At 73.9% G+C, this 13,606-nt stretch carries 13 protein-coding genes and 2 pseudogenes; 6 read left to right on the plus strand and 9 right to left on the minus strand.

The features are described 5' to 3' along the window. Positions 1 to 3: 3 nt before the first annotated feature. The 3 genes from ACH4F2_RS01370 to ACH4F2_RS01380 are packed head-to-tail and all read right to left on the minus strand — an operon-like array spanning position 4 to position 2,949. A complete protein-coding gene (locus ACH4F2_RS01370) occupies positions 4 to 963 on the minus strand; it encodes a LysR family transcriptional regulator (RefSeq protein ID WP_398130623.1) in 960 nt (319 codons plus the stop codon). Positions 964 to 992: 29 nt separating this feature from the next. After that, positions 993 to 1,961 (minus strand): DMT family transporter, encoded by a 969-nt coding sequence (locus tag ACH4F2_RS01375; RefSeq protein ID WP_398130624.1) that lies wholly within the window; start codon positions 1,959 to 1,961, stop codon positions 993 to 995. Between the two features lie 37 nt (positions 1,962 to 1,998). Next, a complete protein-coding gene (locus ACH4F2_RS01380; RefSeq protein WP_398130625.1) occupies positions 1,999 to 2,949 on the minus strand; it encodes an EamA family transporter in 951 nt (316 codons plus the stop codon). A 117-nt stretch (positions 2,950 to 3,066) separates the two neighbouring features. Here ACH4F2_RS01380 and ACH4F2_RS01385 point away from each other — a divergent pair, with 117 nt between their 5' ends. Beyond that, positions 3,067 to 3,588: a MarR family winged helix-turn-helix transcriptional regulator gene (locus ACH4F2_RS01385; protein ID WP_398130626.1), complete on the plus strand. Its 522-nt coding sequence runs from the start codon at positions 3,067 to 3,069 to the stop codon at positions 3,586 to 3,588. A 169-nt stretch (positions 3,589 to 3,757) separates the two neighbouring features. Here ACH4F2_RS01385 and ACH4F2_RS01390 read toward each other — a convergent pair whose 3' ends face one another. The 3 genes from ACH4F2_RS01390 to ACH4F2_RS01400 form a co-directional block, all read right to left on the minus strand. Further along, positions 3,758 to 4,039 (minus strand): hypothetical protein, encoded by a 282-nt coding sequence (locus ACH4F2_RS01390; RefSeq protein ID WP_398130627.1) that lies wholly within the window; start codon positions 4,037 to 4,039, stop codon positions 3,758 to 3,760. A gap of 83 nt (positions 4,040 to 4,122) precedes the next feature. Continuing rightward, the gene (gene malQ, locus ACH4F2_RS01395; RefSeq protein ID WP_398130628.1) at positions 4,123 to 6,225 is read right to left on the minus strand and encodes a 4-alpha-glucanotransferase; all 2,103 of its coding nucleotides are present in this window, start codon (positions 6,223 to 6,225) and stop codon (positions 4,123 to 4,125) included. Between the two features lie 9 nt (positions 6,226 to 6,234). Continuing rightward, complete coding sequence (locus tag ACH4F2_RS01400; protein WP_043372889.1) at positions 6,235 to 6,540, minus strand: hypothetical protein; 306 nt, start codon at positions 6,538 to 6,540, stop codon at positions 6,235 to 6,237. A gap of 283 nt (positions 6,541 to 6,823) precedes the next feature. Here ACH4F2_RS01400 and ACH4F2_RS01405 point away from each other — a divergent pair, with 283 nt between their 5' ends. The 3 genes from ACH4F2_RS01405 to ACH4F2_RS01415 are packed head-to-tail and all read left to right on the plus strand — an operon-like array spanning position 6,824 to position 9,416. Continuing rightward, positions 6,824 to 7,357 carry a PadR family transcriptional regulator gene (locus tag ACH4F2_RS01405; RefSeq protein WP_398130629.1) on the plus strand — a complete coding sequence of 178 codons (534 nt, stop codon included), beginning with the start codon at positions 6,824 to 6,826 and terminating at the stop codon, positions 7,355 to 7,357. Next, complete coding sequence (locus ACH4F2_RS01410; RefSeq protein WP_398130630.1) at positions 7,354 to 8,061, plus strand: ABC transporter ATP-binding protein; 708 nt, start codon at positions 7,354 to 7,356, stop codon at positions 8,059 to 8,061. The genes ACH4F2_RS01405 and ACH4F2_RS01410 overlap by 4 nt, the downstream gene beginning before the upstream one ends. Next, entirely contained in the window at positions 8,058 to 9,416 is a 1,359-nt protein-coding gene (locus ACH4F2_RS01415; RefSeq protein ID WP_398130631.1) for an FtsX-like permease family protein, read from the plus strand. Before ACH4F2_RS01410 ends, ACH4F2_RS01415 begins: the two co-directional genes overlap by 4 nt. 269 nt (positions 9,417 to 9,685) lie before the next feature. Here ACH4F2_RS01415 and ACH4F2_RS01420 read toward each other — a convergent pair. From ACH4F2_RS01420 to ACH4F2_RS01430, 3 genes and pseudogenes are all read right to left on the minus strand, one after another. After that, positions 9,686 to 9,796 (minus strand): annotated as a pseudogene (locus ACH4F2_RS01420) (DUF397 domain-containing protein); the annotation flags it as partial. 92 nt (positions 9,797 to 9,888) lie between these two features. Further along, a pseudogene (locus tag ACH4F2_RS01425) lies at positions 9,889 to 9,990 on the minus strand (XRE family transcriptional regulator); the annotation flags it as partial. A gap of 163 nt (positions 9,991 to 10,153) precedes the next feature. Continuing rightward, complete coding sequence (locus ACH4F2_RS01430; RefSeq protein WP_398130632.1) at positions 10,154 to 10,690, minus strand: HNH endonuclease; 537 nt, start codon at positions 10,688 to 10,690, stop codon at positions 10,154 to 10,156. Positions 10,691 to 11,006: 316 nt separating this feature from the next. Between ACH4F2_RS01430 and ACH4F2_RS01435 the strand changes: the two genes are divergently transcribed. Further along, positions 11,007 to 12,101, plus strand: a complete 1,095-nt coding sequence (locus tag ACH4F2_RS01435) for a mechanosensitive ion channel family protein (RefSeq protein ID WP_398130633.1) — start codon at positions 11,007 to 11,009, stop codon at positions 12,099 to 12,101. 205 nt (positions 12,102 to 12,306) lie between these two features. Then, complete coding sequence (locus tag ACH4F2_RS01440; RefSeq protein ID WP_398130634.1) at positions 12,307 to 13,524, plus strand: ROK family protein; 1,218 nt, start codon at positions 12,307 to 12,309, stop codon at positions 13,522 to 13,524. The last annotated feature ends 82 nt before the right edge of the window (positions 13,525 to 13,606 follow it).

Below are 13,606 nucleotides of genomic sequence, written 5' to 3' on the forward strand. Positions count from 1 at the left end.
GCGTCACGTCCCTGGGGGCGTCCGGTGTCGCACCGGGCGCCCCCTTCCCGTGTGGGCTCCGCCGGGGGCGGAGGCCGCGGCTGTCCGGAGGGCGTCGAGTACCCGCCCCACCGCCGCGCTCTCCTCGGCCCCCTTGCGCACCGCGCCGACCACGTGCCGCACCGGGCGGTCCGCGCGCAGCTCGCGCATCACGACCCCGTCCCGCGGTACGGCCGCCATGCGCGGCACCAGGGCCACGCCCATGCCCGCCTCGACCATCGCGAGGATCGCCGTCCAGCCGGCCGCCGCGTGCCCCTGGTGGGGCCGGAACCCGGCCGCCTCGCAGGCGCCGCGCGTGATGTCGGACCAGGGCCCGCTGCCTCCGAAGATCCACGGTTCGGCGGCGAGGTCGGCCAGCCGCAGCCCGTCCGCGCGGGCCAGCGGGTGGTCGCCGGGCAGGGCGACGTCCAGCGGGTCGGCGAGGAGCGGAAGGCGGGTGAAACGCGGGTCGACGGCGCTCGGCGCCTGCGCGGCCAGCGACAGCGCGAGGTCGACCTCACCGGCGGCCAGCAGCTCGTACGCCTCCTGCGCCTCGGCCTCCCGCACCCGGACCGTGATCGCGGGGTGCGTCGCCCGCAGCGCGGTCACGGCCGGTACGACGAGGGCGGGTACGGCGGTGGAGAAGGCGCCGACCCGCACCTCGCCGGCCTCCCCGCGGACGTGGGCCGCCAACTCGGCGTCGGCGCGTTCCAGTCGCTCGAACACCGCCTCGGCGTGCCGCAGTACCAGCCGGGCGGCGTCGGTCAGCCGGACCCGCCTGCCCTGCGCCTGGAGCAGCTCCACGCCGAGCTGCCTGGAGAGGTTCGTCAGCTGCTGGGACACGGCGGACGGCGTCATGTGCAGCGCCTCGGCCGTCGCGGTCACCGTGCCCCGTTCGCGCAGCGTCCGCAGGATCTGCAGCTTGCGGATGTCCCAGTCGGCCATGACGGCAACCTATCCGCGGGCCGCCCCCCTCACCGGCGCGGCCCTGTCCCCGAGGCGGCGCCGAGGACGACGCCGCCGAGGATCAGCGCCATGCACGCGGCCTGCGCCCAGCCGGTCGGCTCGGCGAGCAGGGCCCAGGAGAGCAGGGCGACGCACACCGGCTGGAGGTAGTAGACGATGCCGGCCCGGGACGGTCCGATCAGGGAGATCGCCTTGTTCCAGGCGAAGAAGGCGACCGCGGAGGAGGCGACGCCGACGTAGAGGAGGGGCAGGACGTTGCCCGGTGCCGGGCTGAAGCCGCCCTGGACGGCGAGGCTGACGCCTTGGGCGGGCAGCAGCAGGACGGTGCCGAACAGGAACGTGGTGAACAGGAACCCCGTTCCGTCCAGACCGGCGGGCCTGCGGCGCAGCAGCGCGCTGTACGACCCGAAGCAGCAGGCGGCGGCGATCATCCACAGGTCGCCGGCCGAGAAGGACGTTCCGCCTCCGACCAGCAGCAGCACGCCCGCGCAGGCGAGGAGCAGCCCGGCGACCCGGCGGGGGCCGAGCCGTACGCCGCCCGCCCGTTCGAAGACGGCCATCAGCACCGGGGACGCCGCCATGATCATGCCCATGTTGGCGGCGGGGGTGGTGACTCCGGCCTGGTTGACCAGGGTGTTGTAGACGGTCACGCCGAGGAGGGAGGCGAGGAGGACGAAGCCGAGATGGCGCCGGATCAGGTCGCGTTGCCGCCAGGCCCGCCGGGCGCCGAAGGGGGCGACGACCGCAAGGGCCACCACCCAGCGCCAGAAGGCGTGCTGGACGGGCGGGACGCTGTCGCCGAGGGCGCGGGAGGTGACGAAGCTGCCGGACCAGACGAGGGTGGCGAGTACGGCGAGCCCGATGCCGAGGACGACGGGCGTGGCGGGGGCGGCGGAGGTGGCGGGGGCGGCGGAGGTGGGTACGAGGGTGGCGGGGGTGGGTGCGGGGGGTGTGGTCCGGCGGTCGGCTACGGCCACGGAGGTCCCTTTCGGCGGGGCGGCGATCTCGGCGGAACTACCGTCGCAGCGCCGGACCCGTCAGGTCCATCGAATCTTTTCGACCGTTCCGTGAAGGAGAACTGAAAGGTTCCGAGGGGTCCGCCGCCCGTGCGCGCGACGCGAGCTGCCCCGCGGCCGTCGCCCCGAACGCCAGGACCATGCCCGCCAGTTGCACCGGCGTCAGTTCCTGTCCGAGTGCCGCCCAGCCTACGACGGCGGCGGTCAGCGGCGAGAGCGGGCCGAGGAAGGTGACCTGGGTGGCGGAGAGCCGGCCGATGCCACGGAACCAGAGCCAGTACGCCAGCGCCGTGTTGGCCAGGGCCAGGTAGAGGTAGCCGCCGACCGCCGGGCCGTCCAGGGCGGGCGGGGCACCCTCGGCCAGGAGGGCGAGCGGCGCGATGAGCAGGCCGCCCGCGGTCAGCTGCCAGCCGGTGAGCGCGAGCGGGCCGACACCGTCGGGCCGGCCCCACCGCTGGGTGAGCACGGTGCCGGCCGACATGGACGCGGTGGATGCGAGGGCCGCCGACACGCCGAGCGCGTCCAGCGCCCCGGCCGCCTTCAGCACCACCAGGCTGACGCCGAACGCGGCGACGACGCCGGTGAGTACGGACCGCATGGTGGGCCGGTGCCCGAGCAGCAGCGCCGAGAGGCCGACGACGAACAGCGGGCCGACCGAGCCGACCGCGGCGGCCGTACCGCCCGGCAGCCGGTAGGCGGAGAGGAACAGCAGCGGGAAGAAGGCCCCTATGTTCAGCGCGCCCAGCACCGTCGCCTTCCACCACCAGGCGCCGCGCGGCAGCACCCGGGCGAGGGCGAGCAGCAGCAGACCGGCGGGCAGGGCGCGCATCAGCCCGGTGAACAGGGGCCGGTCGGCCGGCAGGAACTCGGTGGCCACGGCGTAGGTGGTGCCCCAGGAGACGGGGGCGAGGGCGGTGAGCGCGATGAGGGCGGGGCGGCCGGCGGCCATGAGGGCTCCGTTCAGGGAAGACGGCGCGAAAGCTCAATGGCAAGTAGCTTAGCTCCAAGCAAGTTTCCGTCAAGCTACTTTCTTGCGACCGAGCGGAACCGTCCCGATACTCGTGCCATGACTGAACGCCCCGAGCAGCGGCCCGAACCGCGCAAGGACCCCGTCGACGCGATCATCGGCCAGTGGGCGGCGGTGCGGCCCGACCTGGACACGGCCGCCATGGAGGTGTTCGGCCGCGTCTTCCGGCTCGCACGCGCGATGGGCGACCGGATGGAGAAGGCGTACACACCCTTCGGGATCTCCCGCGGGGAGTTCGACGCCCTGGCCACCCTGCGCCGCTCCGGCGAGCCCTACACGCTCTCCCCCCGGCAGCTCTCGGCCACGCTGATGCTCACCACCGGCGGTATGACCGGCCGGCTGGACAAGCTCGAACGGGCCGGGCTGCTGCGCCGCTCCCCCGACCCGCACGACCGCCGGGCACTGCACGTCACGCTCACCGACCGGGGGCTGGAGCTGATCGACGAGGCGGTCGGCGCGGGACTGGCCGCGCAGACGGAGGCGCTGTCCGCCCTCGACGACGAACGCGCGGGCCAACTGGCGGGCCTGCTGCGGGAACTCCTCGCCGGCACCGAGAAGTAGGCGGCGGCCCCAGCGGCCGACGGTGCCACCACATGCCGAGGGCGCCGGTCCCGCCCGGGCACGGCTGACGCGCGTGCGTGCGGTGGGACCGGCGCCCTCGGTGAAGCTGAGGTGAGCGCCGTCAGGCTGTGGACCCGTCAGGCTGTGGACCCGTCAGGCCTCGGACCCGTCAGACCTTGGCGTCGGCCTTGGGCCGGGTCTTGATGTTCCGGGAGGTCACGCGGTGCTCCTCCTTGGACCTGTCCAGGACCATGACCAGGGCGGCGATGATCGCGAACAGCGCGATCGGGGCCACGACGTAGAGGCCGACCGTCTCGATGACGCTGAGGCCGGGACCGGGGTCGTCGCCGTCGTCGCGGGTCAGCGCGAGCGCGGGGGACGACATGAGCAGCATCATCAGCGTCGTACCGGCTGCCAGGGCGCCGGCGCGCAGGGCGTTCTTCTTGTCCACGGTGCAAAGTTAGCGAACGGCCGGAGGGGACGCGCGCCCGGGGTGCCCGTACGGGGACCGTGCGGGCACCCCGGGTGGGCCGCTCAGTCGCCGGCGCGGTCCCGTACGGCGTCGATCAGGCCGTGCAGCCGGGGCGAGACGGCCAGGTCCTCCAGGGTCACGGGACGGCCTTCGGCGTCGGCGACGGGCAGGCGCCAGTTCGGGTACTGGTCCCAGGTGCCGGGGAGGTTCTGCGGGCGGCGGTCGCCGACGGCGTCCGGGAGCCAGATGCCGGTCATGCGGGCGGGGGTGCGCAGCAGGAAGCGGTGGACTGCCTGGATGCCGGCCTCTTCGGAGGGGGCGCCGGTGTCGCCGCCGGTGCCCCGCAGCAGACCGAGCCGGGCCAGCACGTCCAGCCACTCCGCCGCGTCCGCCGACGCCTCGGCACGTTCCTCCTCGAGCGGGCGGGTGAGCAGGCCGAGCCGGTCGCGGAGTTCGACGTGTTCGCCGGTGAGGCGGGCGGCGGTGGACGGCAGGTCGTGGGTGGTGGCGGTGGCCAGGCAGTCGGCGCGCCACCGTTCGGGGGGCAGGGGGCGGCCGTCGCCCGCCCAGTCCCGTTCGAACCACAGCACGGAGGTGCCGAGCACCCCTCGTTCGCGCAGCGCCTCGCGCACGCCGGGCTCCACGGTGCCCAGGTCCTCGCCGATGACCACGGCGCCGGCGCGGGACGCCTCCAGGACGAGGACGGCGAGCATGGCCTCGGCGTCGTATCGGACGTAGGTGCCCTCGGTGGGCGGGTGGCCCTGGGGGACCCACCAGAGCCGGAACAGGCCCATGACGTGATCGATGCGCAGGGCTCCTGCGTAGCGGAACAGGCCCCGCAGCAGGTGCCGGAAGGGCGCGTAGCCGGACTCGGCCAGGCGGTCGGGGCGCCAGGGCGGCAGCCCCCAGTCCTGGCCGCGGGCGTTGAAGGCGTCGGGCGGTGCGCCCACCGACATGCCGGCGGCGAAGTACTCCTGCTGGGCCCAGGAGTCGGCGCCGCGGGGGTGCACGCCCACGGCGAGGTCGTGGACGATGCCGACCGGCATGCCGGCCTCGCGGGCGGTGCGCTGGGCGGCGGTGAGCTGGGTGTCGGTGAGCCAGGCGAGGCGGGAGTGGAAGTCGACGCGGTCCATCAGCTCGGTGCGGGCCCGGTCGGTGTCGGCCGAGCGGGGGTCGCGCAGGCCGGCGGGCCACTGCTGCCAGTCGCAGCCGTGGACCTCGGCGAGCGCGCACCAGGTGGCGTGGTCCTCCAGGGCGGTGCCCTGTTCGGCGAGGTAGTCGCAGTAGGCGGCGCGGCGGCCGGGCCCGAGGGGGACTTCGTGGAGCAGTTCGAGGGCGTCGCGCTTGAGCTCCCACACGGCGTCCCGGTCGATCAGGGCGCCCTTCTCCAGGACGGCCTCGCGCAGCCGCCCGGCCCGCTCCGCGAGGGCCCGGGTGCGCGCCTGGTCGGTGACGTACGCGAACTCGGGCACGTCCTCGATCCGCAGGTGCACGGGGTCGGGGAAACGGCGCGAGGAGGGCCGGTACGGGGAGGGGTCGGTGGGGGCTCCGGGCACGGCCGCGTGCAGCGGGTTGACCTGGACGAACCCGGCTCCGAGGGCGCGTCCGGCCCAGGCGGCCAGTTCGCCGAGGTCGCCGAGGTCGCCCATGCCCCAGGAGCGGCGGGAGAGCAGGGAGTAGAGCTGGACGAGGAGTCCGTAGGAGCGGGTGGCGGGGGCGGGCAGCCGGGCGGGCGCGACGATCAGGTGGGCGCGGGCGGTGCGGCCGTCGGGCGCGACGGCGGTCAGTCGGTGGACGCCGGCCGGGAGCCCGCCGGCGTCGGCGCGGGTCTCGCCCTGCTCGGTGTCCACACGCAGCCGGGTGCCCTCGGGGAGGGCGGCCAGGGCGGCCGGTGCGCCGCCGCCCTGCCGGCCGACCACGGTGGGCGGCAGCAGGCGTGCGCGCACCTCGTCCTCGCGGGCGGCGAGCGCGGCGCGCACGGCCCCGGGAGTGCTCGTGTCCACCCCGAGGGCGGCCAGCGCGAGGGTGACGGCGGTGGTCGAGGCCGTGACGGTGCGGTCCGGGGACGGGCTGTAGGAGGTGGCGACGCCGTGCAGGGCGGCGAGCCGGGTCAGATCCTCGGGAAGGTCCTCGGTGGGGGGCTCGGCCGGCCGGGCTGCTGGCATCTGTGACCTCTACGACCTCGTGGGTTCCGGGACGGCGAAGGAGGGACCGCCCTGCTCCGGTACGTCCGCCGTGAGTTCGGGCGAGGACTCGCTGGTCAGCGGTACGGCGTCGGCGAACGGCGACTCACTGGTGAGGGGCTCGGCGTCGGGCAGCGGCGGTTCACTGGTGAGCGGTGTCTCGGCGCAGCTGCCGGTGGCGCCGAAGACGCAGTAGTGCGGGGTGTCGGAGGCGGCGGAGGGCTCCGCCCAGGGGGTGGACGGCTCCGCCACGGGTTTGGACGGGGCCGGGAGCAGAAGCGGTGCCAGTGCAGCCACGGGGGTCTCCTTCGTAGTACTTCGTCGAGCTTCGTCGAGATTCGTCGACTTGTGCCGAGCACGCTTTTGGCGGGTTACGGCAGCCCTACCCAGTCCGCGCGAGGACAGACGCCCAGACACCGAGAAGGTGACCCTGGTCACGCTTCACGTCGACGAAATCCCCGCCAACCAGCGCAAAAGAATCACCTGACCCGTCCCAGGATCACCCGAACCGGTGGCGGCGACCTCCGGAACACCACCCAGCTATTCACTCAGTACATGTATTCGGTGAATACTGGCCCTCATGAGCACCCGTCACATCCTGCTGGGGCTGCTCGCCTCGGGGCCGAGCCATGGCTACGACCTGAAGCGACGCCACGACGAACGCTTCCCCCAGGCCCGCCCGCTGGCCTACGGGCAGGTCTACACGACCCTGCAACGCCTGGTCCGGGACGGTCTCGCGGAGGTCGACGGCACGGCGTCCGACGGCGGTCCGGAGCGGACCGTGTATCGCGCGACGGACGAGGGCGCGCGTGAACTGGCGCGGTGGGCGGGCGAGATCGCACCGCCCGCGCCGTTCGTGACGAACGAGATCTTCGCCAAGGTCGTCGTCTCGATCCTCGCCGGCGGCGACGCGGGCGCCTATCTGCTGGCCCAGCGCGCCGCGCACATGGGCCGGATGCGGGAGCTCACGGCGGTCAAGACGGCCCCGGACACGGACCTGACGACCGTGCTGTCGGCCGATTACGCCATCGACCACCTCGACGCCGACCTCCGTTGGATGACGACCACGGCGGCCCGACTCACCACCCTGACCGCGGAGGTCCGCACACCATGACGAACGGGGACACGAACGGGACCGTGGCACAGCCGTTGCTCACGGCCCGCGGCCTGGTGAAGGCACACGGCAGGACGGAGGCCCTGCGCGGCGCCTCGGTCGACCTGCGGGCCGGTGAGATTCTGGCCCTCACCGGTGCCAGCGGCAGCGGCAAGTCCACGCTGCTGCACTGCCTGGCCGGGATCGTCCGGCCGGACGCCGGTTCGGTGACGTACGCCGGTCAGCGGCTGGAGGAACTGCCCGAGAAGCGGCTGAGCGAGCTGCGCCGCACCGACTTCGGGGTGGTCTTCCAGTTCGGGCAGCTGATCCCGGAACTGACGGTGCTGGACAACGTGGCACTGCCGCTGATGCTGGCCGGCGCCGGGCGCGCCGAGGCGCGGTCGCGGGCCGTCGAGTGGCTGGAACGGTTCGGGGTGCGCGGGCATGAGGAGCTGCGGCCGGGCGAGATGAGCGGCGGGCAGGCGCAGCGGGCGTCGCTGGCCCGCGCGCTGGTGACGGCACCGAAGGTGGTGTTCGCGGACGAGCCGACCGGGGCGCTGGACTCGCTGGCGGGCGAGCAGGTGATGGCGGCGCTCGCGCACACGGCCCGGGAGTCGGGCACGGCGGTCCTGCTGGTCACGCACGACGCCCAGGTGGCGGCGTACGCGGACCGCGAGGTCCGGCTGCGGGACGGTGCCGTGGCGCCGGTGGAGGTGACGGCGTGAGCACGCTGGCTTCGGATGTCCGGCTGGCCCGGCAGCTGGTGCGCGGGTCGGACCGGCGGGAGTGGTGGCGGATCGCGCTCACGGCGGCGGGCGCGGCACTGGCGACGGGCTTCGCGCTGGCGGCGGTCACCCTGGCCTCGATCCCGGGCGGTCACACCGTCTCCGTCTTCCACGGCCTGGTGAGCGAGCCCGGCACCCGTTCCGGGGTGATCGCCGGTCTGTTGTTGCTGCTGGTGCCGGTGCTGGCCTTCCTCGGCCAGTGCACCCGGATCGGAGCGGTCCACCGGGACCGCCGCCTCGCCGGTCTGCGGCTGGCCGGGGCGACTCCCTGGCAGGTGCGGCGGATCGCGGCGCTGGAGACCGGGCTCGCCTGCCTGGTGGGCTCGGCGGTGACGACCGTCTTCTCGGTGCTGCTTCTGCTGCGCCTGTGGACCGGGCCGACGGCGCTGACCTGGACGGGCGTCGCGCTGGTCGCCGTCGGCGTACCGGTGCTGGGCGCGGTGGCGGGTGCGCTGGCGCTGCGCCGGGTCGTGGCGTCGCCTCTGGGGTGGGTGCGCCGGGTGGGACCACGAACGGGGCGCGGCCCGGGGACGCTGTTCCTCGGCGGGCTGGTCCTGCTGGTCGCGGTGGCCCCGCTCGCCATGAGCGGCGGTCGCAGCGCGGGCAACCGGGTGCACTGGCAGGGTCCGCTGACCGTCTTCGCCCTCGTCGTCGCGCTCGGCGCGGGCGCGGTGTGGCTGGCGGGGGCCACCGCTCGCCTCACCGGCCGGCTCCTGTCCGCGCGGGCCCGGACGGCGGCCCCGCTGCTCGCGGCGGAACGACTGCGCGACGACCCGTGGGCCCCGGCCCGCACCCACGCCGCCGTCCTGGTGGTGACGGTGGCCGGGACGGCGTTCCTGTGCGTCCGGCACGCGATGCTCACCGAGCTGCACTCCAGGGAGTGGCACCTCGGCGCCGACGTGGCGTACTACACCACGGGCCTCGACCTGACCGGCGCCGCCCTCCTCGTCGCCCTCGCGATCACCCTCTCCGGCCTCGCCGTCGGCACCGCCGAGTCCCTGACCACCCGCCGCCGCACCCTGGCCGCCCAGGTCGCCGCGGGAGTGCCGCGTACGGTCCTGAACCGGGCCCTGCTGATGGAAACCGCCGTCCCGCTCGCGCCCGCCCTGCTGCTGGCCGGTGCCGGCGGTCTGGCGGTCGGCGTCTGGTACTCGTCCCTCGGCAGCGACGGCTCGCTCCCCTGGACCGCCCTGCTGGTCGCGCCCGCCGTGTACGCGTCCTGCCTGCTGGTGACGGCGACGGCACTGCCGCTGCTGGGGCGCTCGGTGCGGCCGGGGGAGCTGCGGTACACGTGACGGACCGAGTCGGACGGGGGACGCCGGACGTCCTCTGATCAGGGTGGCCGGACCATCCCCGTGGCCTCGCTGCTCCGCAGGGCGACCGCATGCCTCGCAGCCGCCCCGCCTGCCGGCCGATGACCGTTCTGCTACGGGGCCGGGGGTGGGTACCTCTCCGAAAAGCGTGAACAGACGCGGGCGAATGTCCTTCTGGCGCTCAAACGAGCGGGCCGAGGACGGGAACAGGGGAAGTGTTCACGCTTTTGGGGAAGGTACGTCGCCCAAGCTCAGCCGAGGCAGTCCGTGAACTGCCCCCAGGCTTCCGGCCCGAGACGGAGTATCGGGCCATCGCCGGAGTCCTTGGAGTCGCGCACGGCGACGGTCTCGGCCGGTCGAACTCGGACACCGGTCGAATCTCCCGTCGGACAGCCTCGATGAGCTGGATGGAGTCACGCTGAGCGAGGCTCCGTCGGGCCGTGCGATCGAAGAGATCGCCGTACTCGCTGCTCGCCGCTTCGTCCTCCACCCACACACTGGACGCGATGGTGTCGGCCTGGACCACATCCATCGCCTCGGTCTCATTGAACGACAAGACGGTGAACGGGCCCGTGATGCACGGATGCCCTCCGGCGTGGAACGGCGGGACCTGGTCGCGCTGCCCGATCCCGTCGGGATCACCCTGGACACCGAGCCGCTGAAGAACTGGGTGCGCTGACCCACCGCCCCGGCCGCACGGCGGACGAAGGCCCGGACCGTCAGGCGGAAATGCCGTCGATCCGGGCCATGGCGTCCTCCGCGCCGTACGGCTGCAAGTACGGCAGCCAGCGCGGATCCCGGTGGCCCGTGCCGATGATGCGCCAGGCCAGGCCGGTGGGCGGGGCGGGTTTGTGGCGCAGGCGCCAGCCGATCTCACCGAGGTGGCGGTCGGCCTTGACGTGGTTGCAGCGGCGGCAGGACGCCACCACGTTGTCCCACACGTGCAGGCCCCCGCGACTGCGCGGGATGACGTGGTCGACGCTGGTGGCGGCTGCGCCGCAGTACATGCAGCGGCCTCCGTCGCGGGCGAAGAGCGCCCGGCGGGTGAGCGGGACGGGCCCCCGGTAGGGAACCCGCACGAACCGCTTGAGCCGGACCACGCTGGGTGCGGGCACGGTCACGGTCGTGCTGTGCAGATAGGCGCCGGACTCCTCGAGACATACGGCCTTGTTCTCGAGGACGAGGACGAGCGCGCGGCGGAGCGGTACGACGCCCAGTGGCTCGTACGACGCGTTGAGGACCAGGACATGCGGCACGGATGCCTCCTTGTACGCCGGCGGCGCGTGGCTCGCGCCGGGACGATCCGTAGTCAGTCTCCCCTCATGCCTGGTGGAAGCGCCACCATGTCCCGGTAACGGGCTGGGAGTGTTTTCGACCACACGGAATGCATCCCCAGGACCGTGACCAGTTCAAGCACGGGTGAGGACGGTCTCTCTTGTGAACTTCGCGCCGTTCCGCACACCGTGCCCCGTTAGTGTGGTGATTCCGCCCGTCCGGTGACCAGTCCGTGACCTTGGACCGACCGCCGACCGCACCGGCGGTGGGCGGCCGCTGCACCTGGAGGTATCCGCCGTGTCCCTGTCCGCCGCCGTCCTACTGGCCGCCGGTTCGTCTCCGTCCCCGACGCCGTCCCCGACGGCCCCGGCGGTGCCCTCGTTCCAGGACGCCCAGGAGAGCGCGTCGAACGCCGCCGGCTGGGTCGAGGAGAACTGGTCGACGTGGCTCGCGATCGGGCTGCGGGTACTGCTGATCGTGGTGATAGCGGCGGTACTCAGAGCGGTGGTGCGGCGGGCCATCACCAAGCTGATAGACCGCATGAACCGCAGGACCGGGTCGGGCGGCGGCACCGCGCTGAGCGGTCTGCTGGTCAACGCCGAGCGGCGCCGTCAGCGCTCGGAGGCCATCGGCTCTGTACTGCGCTCGGTGGCCAGCTTCCTCGTCCTCGGCACCGCGGCCCTGATGGTGCTGGGCACCTTCCAGATCAACCTGGCCCCGCTGCTGGCGTCCGCCGGTGTGGCCGGTGTGGCGATCGGCTTCGGCGCCCGCAACCTGGTCACCGACTTCCTCTCCGGCGTCTTCATGATCCTGGAGGACCAGTACGGCGTCGGTGACAGCATCGACGCGGGCGTGGCCTGTGGCGAGGTGATCGAGGTCGGACTGCGGGTGACCAAGCTGCGCGGCGAGAACGGCGAGATCTGGTACGTCCGCAACGGCGAGGTCAAGCGGATCGGCAACCTCTCCCAGGGCTGGTCGACGGCCGGCGTGGACGTGACCGTCCGCTCCGACGAGGACCTGGACAAGGTCAGGGAGACGCTCGGCGCGGTCGGCGAGCGGATGAGCAAGGAGGAGCCCTGGAACGAGATGCTCTGGGGCCCGATCGAGGTCCTCGGCCTGGACTCCGTACTCCTCGACTCCATGGTGGTGCGGGTCTCCGCGAAGACCATGCCCGGCAAGTCCCTCACCGTCGAACGCGAGCTGCGCTGGCGCATCAAGCGGGCCTTCGACGCGGCCGACATCCAGATCGTCGGCGGTCCGGAGGTCCCGGGGCAGGCTGCCGCGACACCCGACCCGGCAGCCGGCGTCGCGGCACCGTCGGCGTACGCGAGCACCGTGTCGCCGCAGTCCGTCGCGGCGTCCCCGATCACCCCGCCGAGCACCACCAAGTAGCGGACCCGGCGTTCTTTCCGCCCGCCCCCGAGGTGACGACCGCGTCGCCCCGGGGGCGGGCTCTTGACGGCACCTCCCCGGCAGCCCTACGTTCCTCAGTCAACAGGAAACTTTCCTGACAGATCTTCCCAGGGCCCAGTACCCGGCGGACTCACCCGCCGGGCACTGAGAAGCCGAGCGGCCGAGAGGCAGGTGTGGACAACGCATGGCAGGACCCGCCGGCATGCCCGGCACCCCGCGCGTCCTGCGCGCCATGAACGACCGGGCCGCCCTGGACCTCCTGCTGGAGCACGGGCCGCTGTCCCGCACCCGGATCGGGAAGCTCACCGGCCTGTCCAAACCGACCGCCTCCCAGCTGCTGGCCCGCCTGGAGGCGGCGGGACTCGTCCTGGCCGGCGGAACGACCGAGGGACGCCCGGGGCCCGGCGCCCAGCTGTACGAGGTCGATCCGGCCGCCGCGTACGCCGCCGGAATCGACGTCACCCCGGACCGCGTCCTCGCCGCGGTCGCCGACATCACCGGGCGCACGGTCGGCCGGCACGAGCTGCCCGCCCCTGGGCGGCGCGCCGCCACCCCGGTCGTCCAGCAGGTCACCGACGCGCTCGACGGCGCGGTGAAGGCCGCCGGACTCGCCCGGGCCGACGTGCACCGCCTGGTCATCGGCACCCCGGGCGCCTTCGACCCGGGCACCGGGCGGCTGCGCTACGCCTCCCACCTGCCCGGCTGGCACTCCCCCACCCTCCTCGACGAACTCGCCGCCGCCCTGCCGATGCCGGTCGAGTACGAGAACGACGTGAACCTCGCCGCCGTGGCCGAGCAGCGTCTCGGCGCGGCCCGGGGCCACGAGGACTTCGTCCTGCTGTGGAACCAGGAAGGCCTGGGCGCCGCCCTGGTCCTCGGCGGCCGGCTGCACCGCGGCTGGACCGGCGGCGCCGGCGAGGTCGGGTTCCTGCCCGTGCCGGGCGCCCCGCTGGTCCGCAAGGTCAGCCGGACGGGCAGCGGCGGCTTCCAGGAGCTGGCCGGTTCCCAGGCCCTGCCGGGACTGGCCCGGGAGCTCGGCATCACGTCCGTGCGCTTGGGGCCGTATCCCGAGGCCGCCGCCGCCCTCGTCGCCCGGGCCGCGCAGGCCGACGACGACAACGACCCGCACCGCCGGCTGCTGCGGACCTACGCCACCCGCCTCGCCACCGGTCTCGCCTCCCTCGTCTCCGTCCTGGACCCCGAGCTCGTGGTCCTGAGCGGCACCTCGCTCACCGCCGGCGGTGAGGCGCTGCGCGCCCTGGTCCAGGACGAGCTGGAGGAGCTGGCCGCGTCCAGGCCCCGGCTCGTCGTCGGTGACGTGACCGAGCATCCCGTACTGCGCGGCGCGCTGGAGAGCGCGCTGGCGACCACCCGCGACGAGGTCTTCGACACCTCGCGCTGACCCCGCCCCCTCTCGCTGCCTCCCCCGCGTCGACCCCACCCCTGCCCTCGGCTCCGCTCCCCCGCACCACCGCCCCGTCCCG

Source organism: Streptomyces sp. NPDC017890, assembly GCF_044328675.1.
Classification (GTDB): Bacteria; Actinomycetota; Actinomycetes; order Streptomycetales; family Streptomycetaceae; genus Streptomyces.

Excerpts from the sequence above, each read along its gene's own strand:
- malQ (WP_398130628.1), bottom strand. The coding sequence starts at position 6,225 with ATGCCAGCAGCCCGGCCGGCCGAGCCCCCCACCGAGGACCTTCCCGAG.
- ACH4F2_RS01410 (WP_398130630.1), top strand. The coding sequence starts at position 7,354 with ATGACGAACGGGGACACGAACGGGACCGTGGCACAGCCGTTGCTCACG.
- ACH4F2_RS01440 (WP_398130634.1), top strand. The coding sequence starts at position 12,307 with ATGGCAGGACCCGCCGGCATGCCCGGCACCCCGCGCGTCCTGCGCGCC.
- ACH4F2_RS01385 (WP_398130626.1), top strand. The coding sequence starts at position 3,067 with ATGACTGAACGCCCCGAGCAGCGGCCCGAACCGCGCAAGGACCCCGTC.
- ACH4F2_RS01370 (WP_398130623.1), bottom strand. The coding sequence starts at position 963 with ATGGCCGACTGGGACATCCGCAAGCTGCAGATCCTGCGGACGCTGCGC.
- ACH4F2_RS01380 (WP_398130625.1), bottom strand. The coding sequence starts at position 2,949 with ATGGCCGCCGGCCGCCCCGCCCTCATCGCGCTCACCGCCCTCGCCCCC.
- ACH4F2_RS01405 (WP_398130629.1), top strand. The coding sequence starts at position 6,824 with ATGAGCACCCGTCACATCCTGCTGGGGCTGCTCGCCTCGGGGCCGAGC.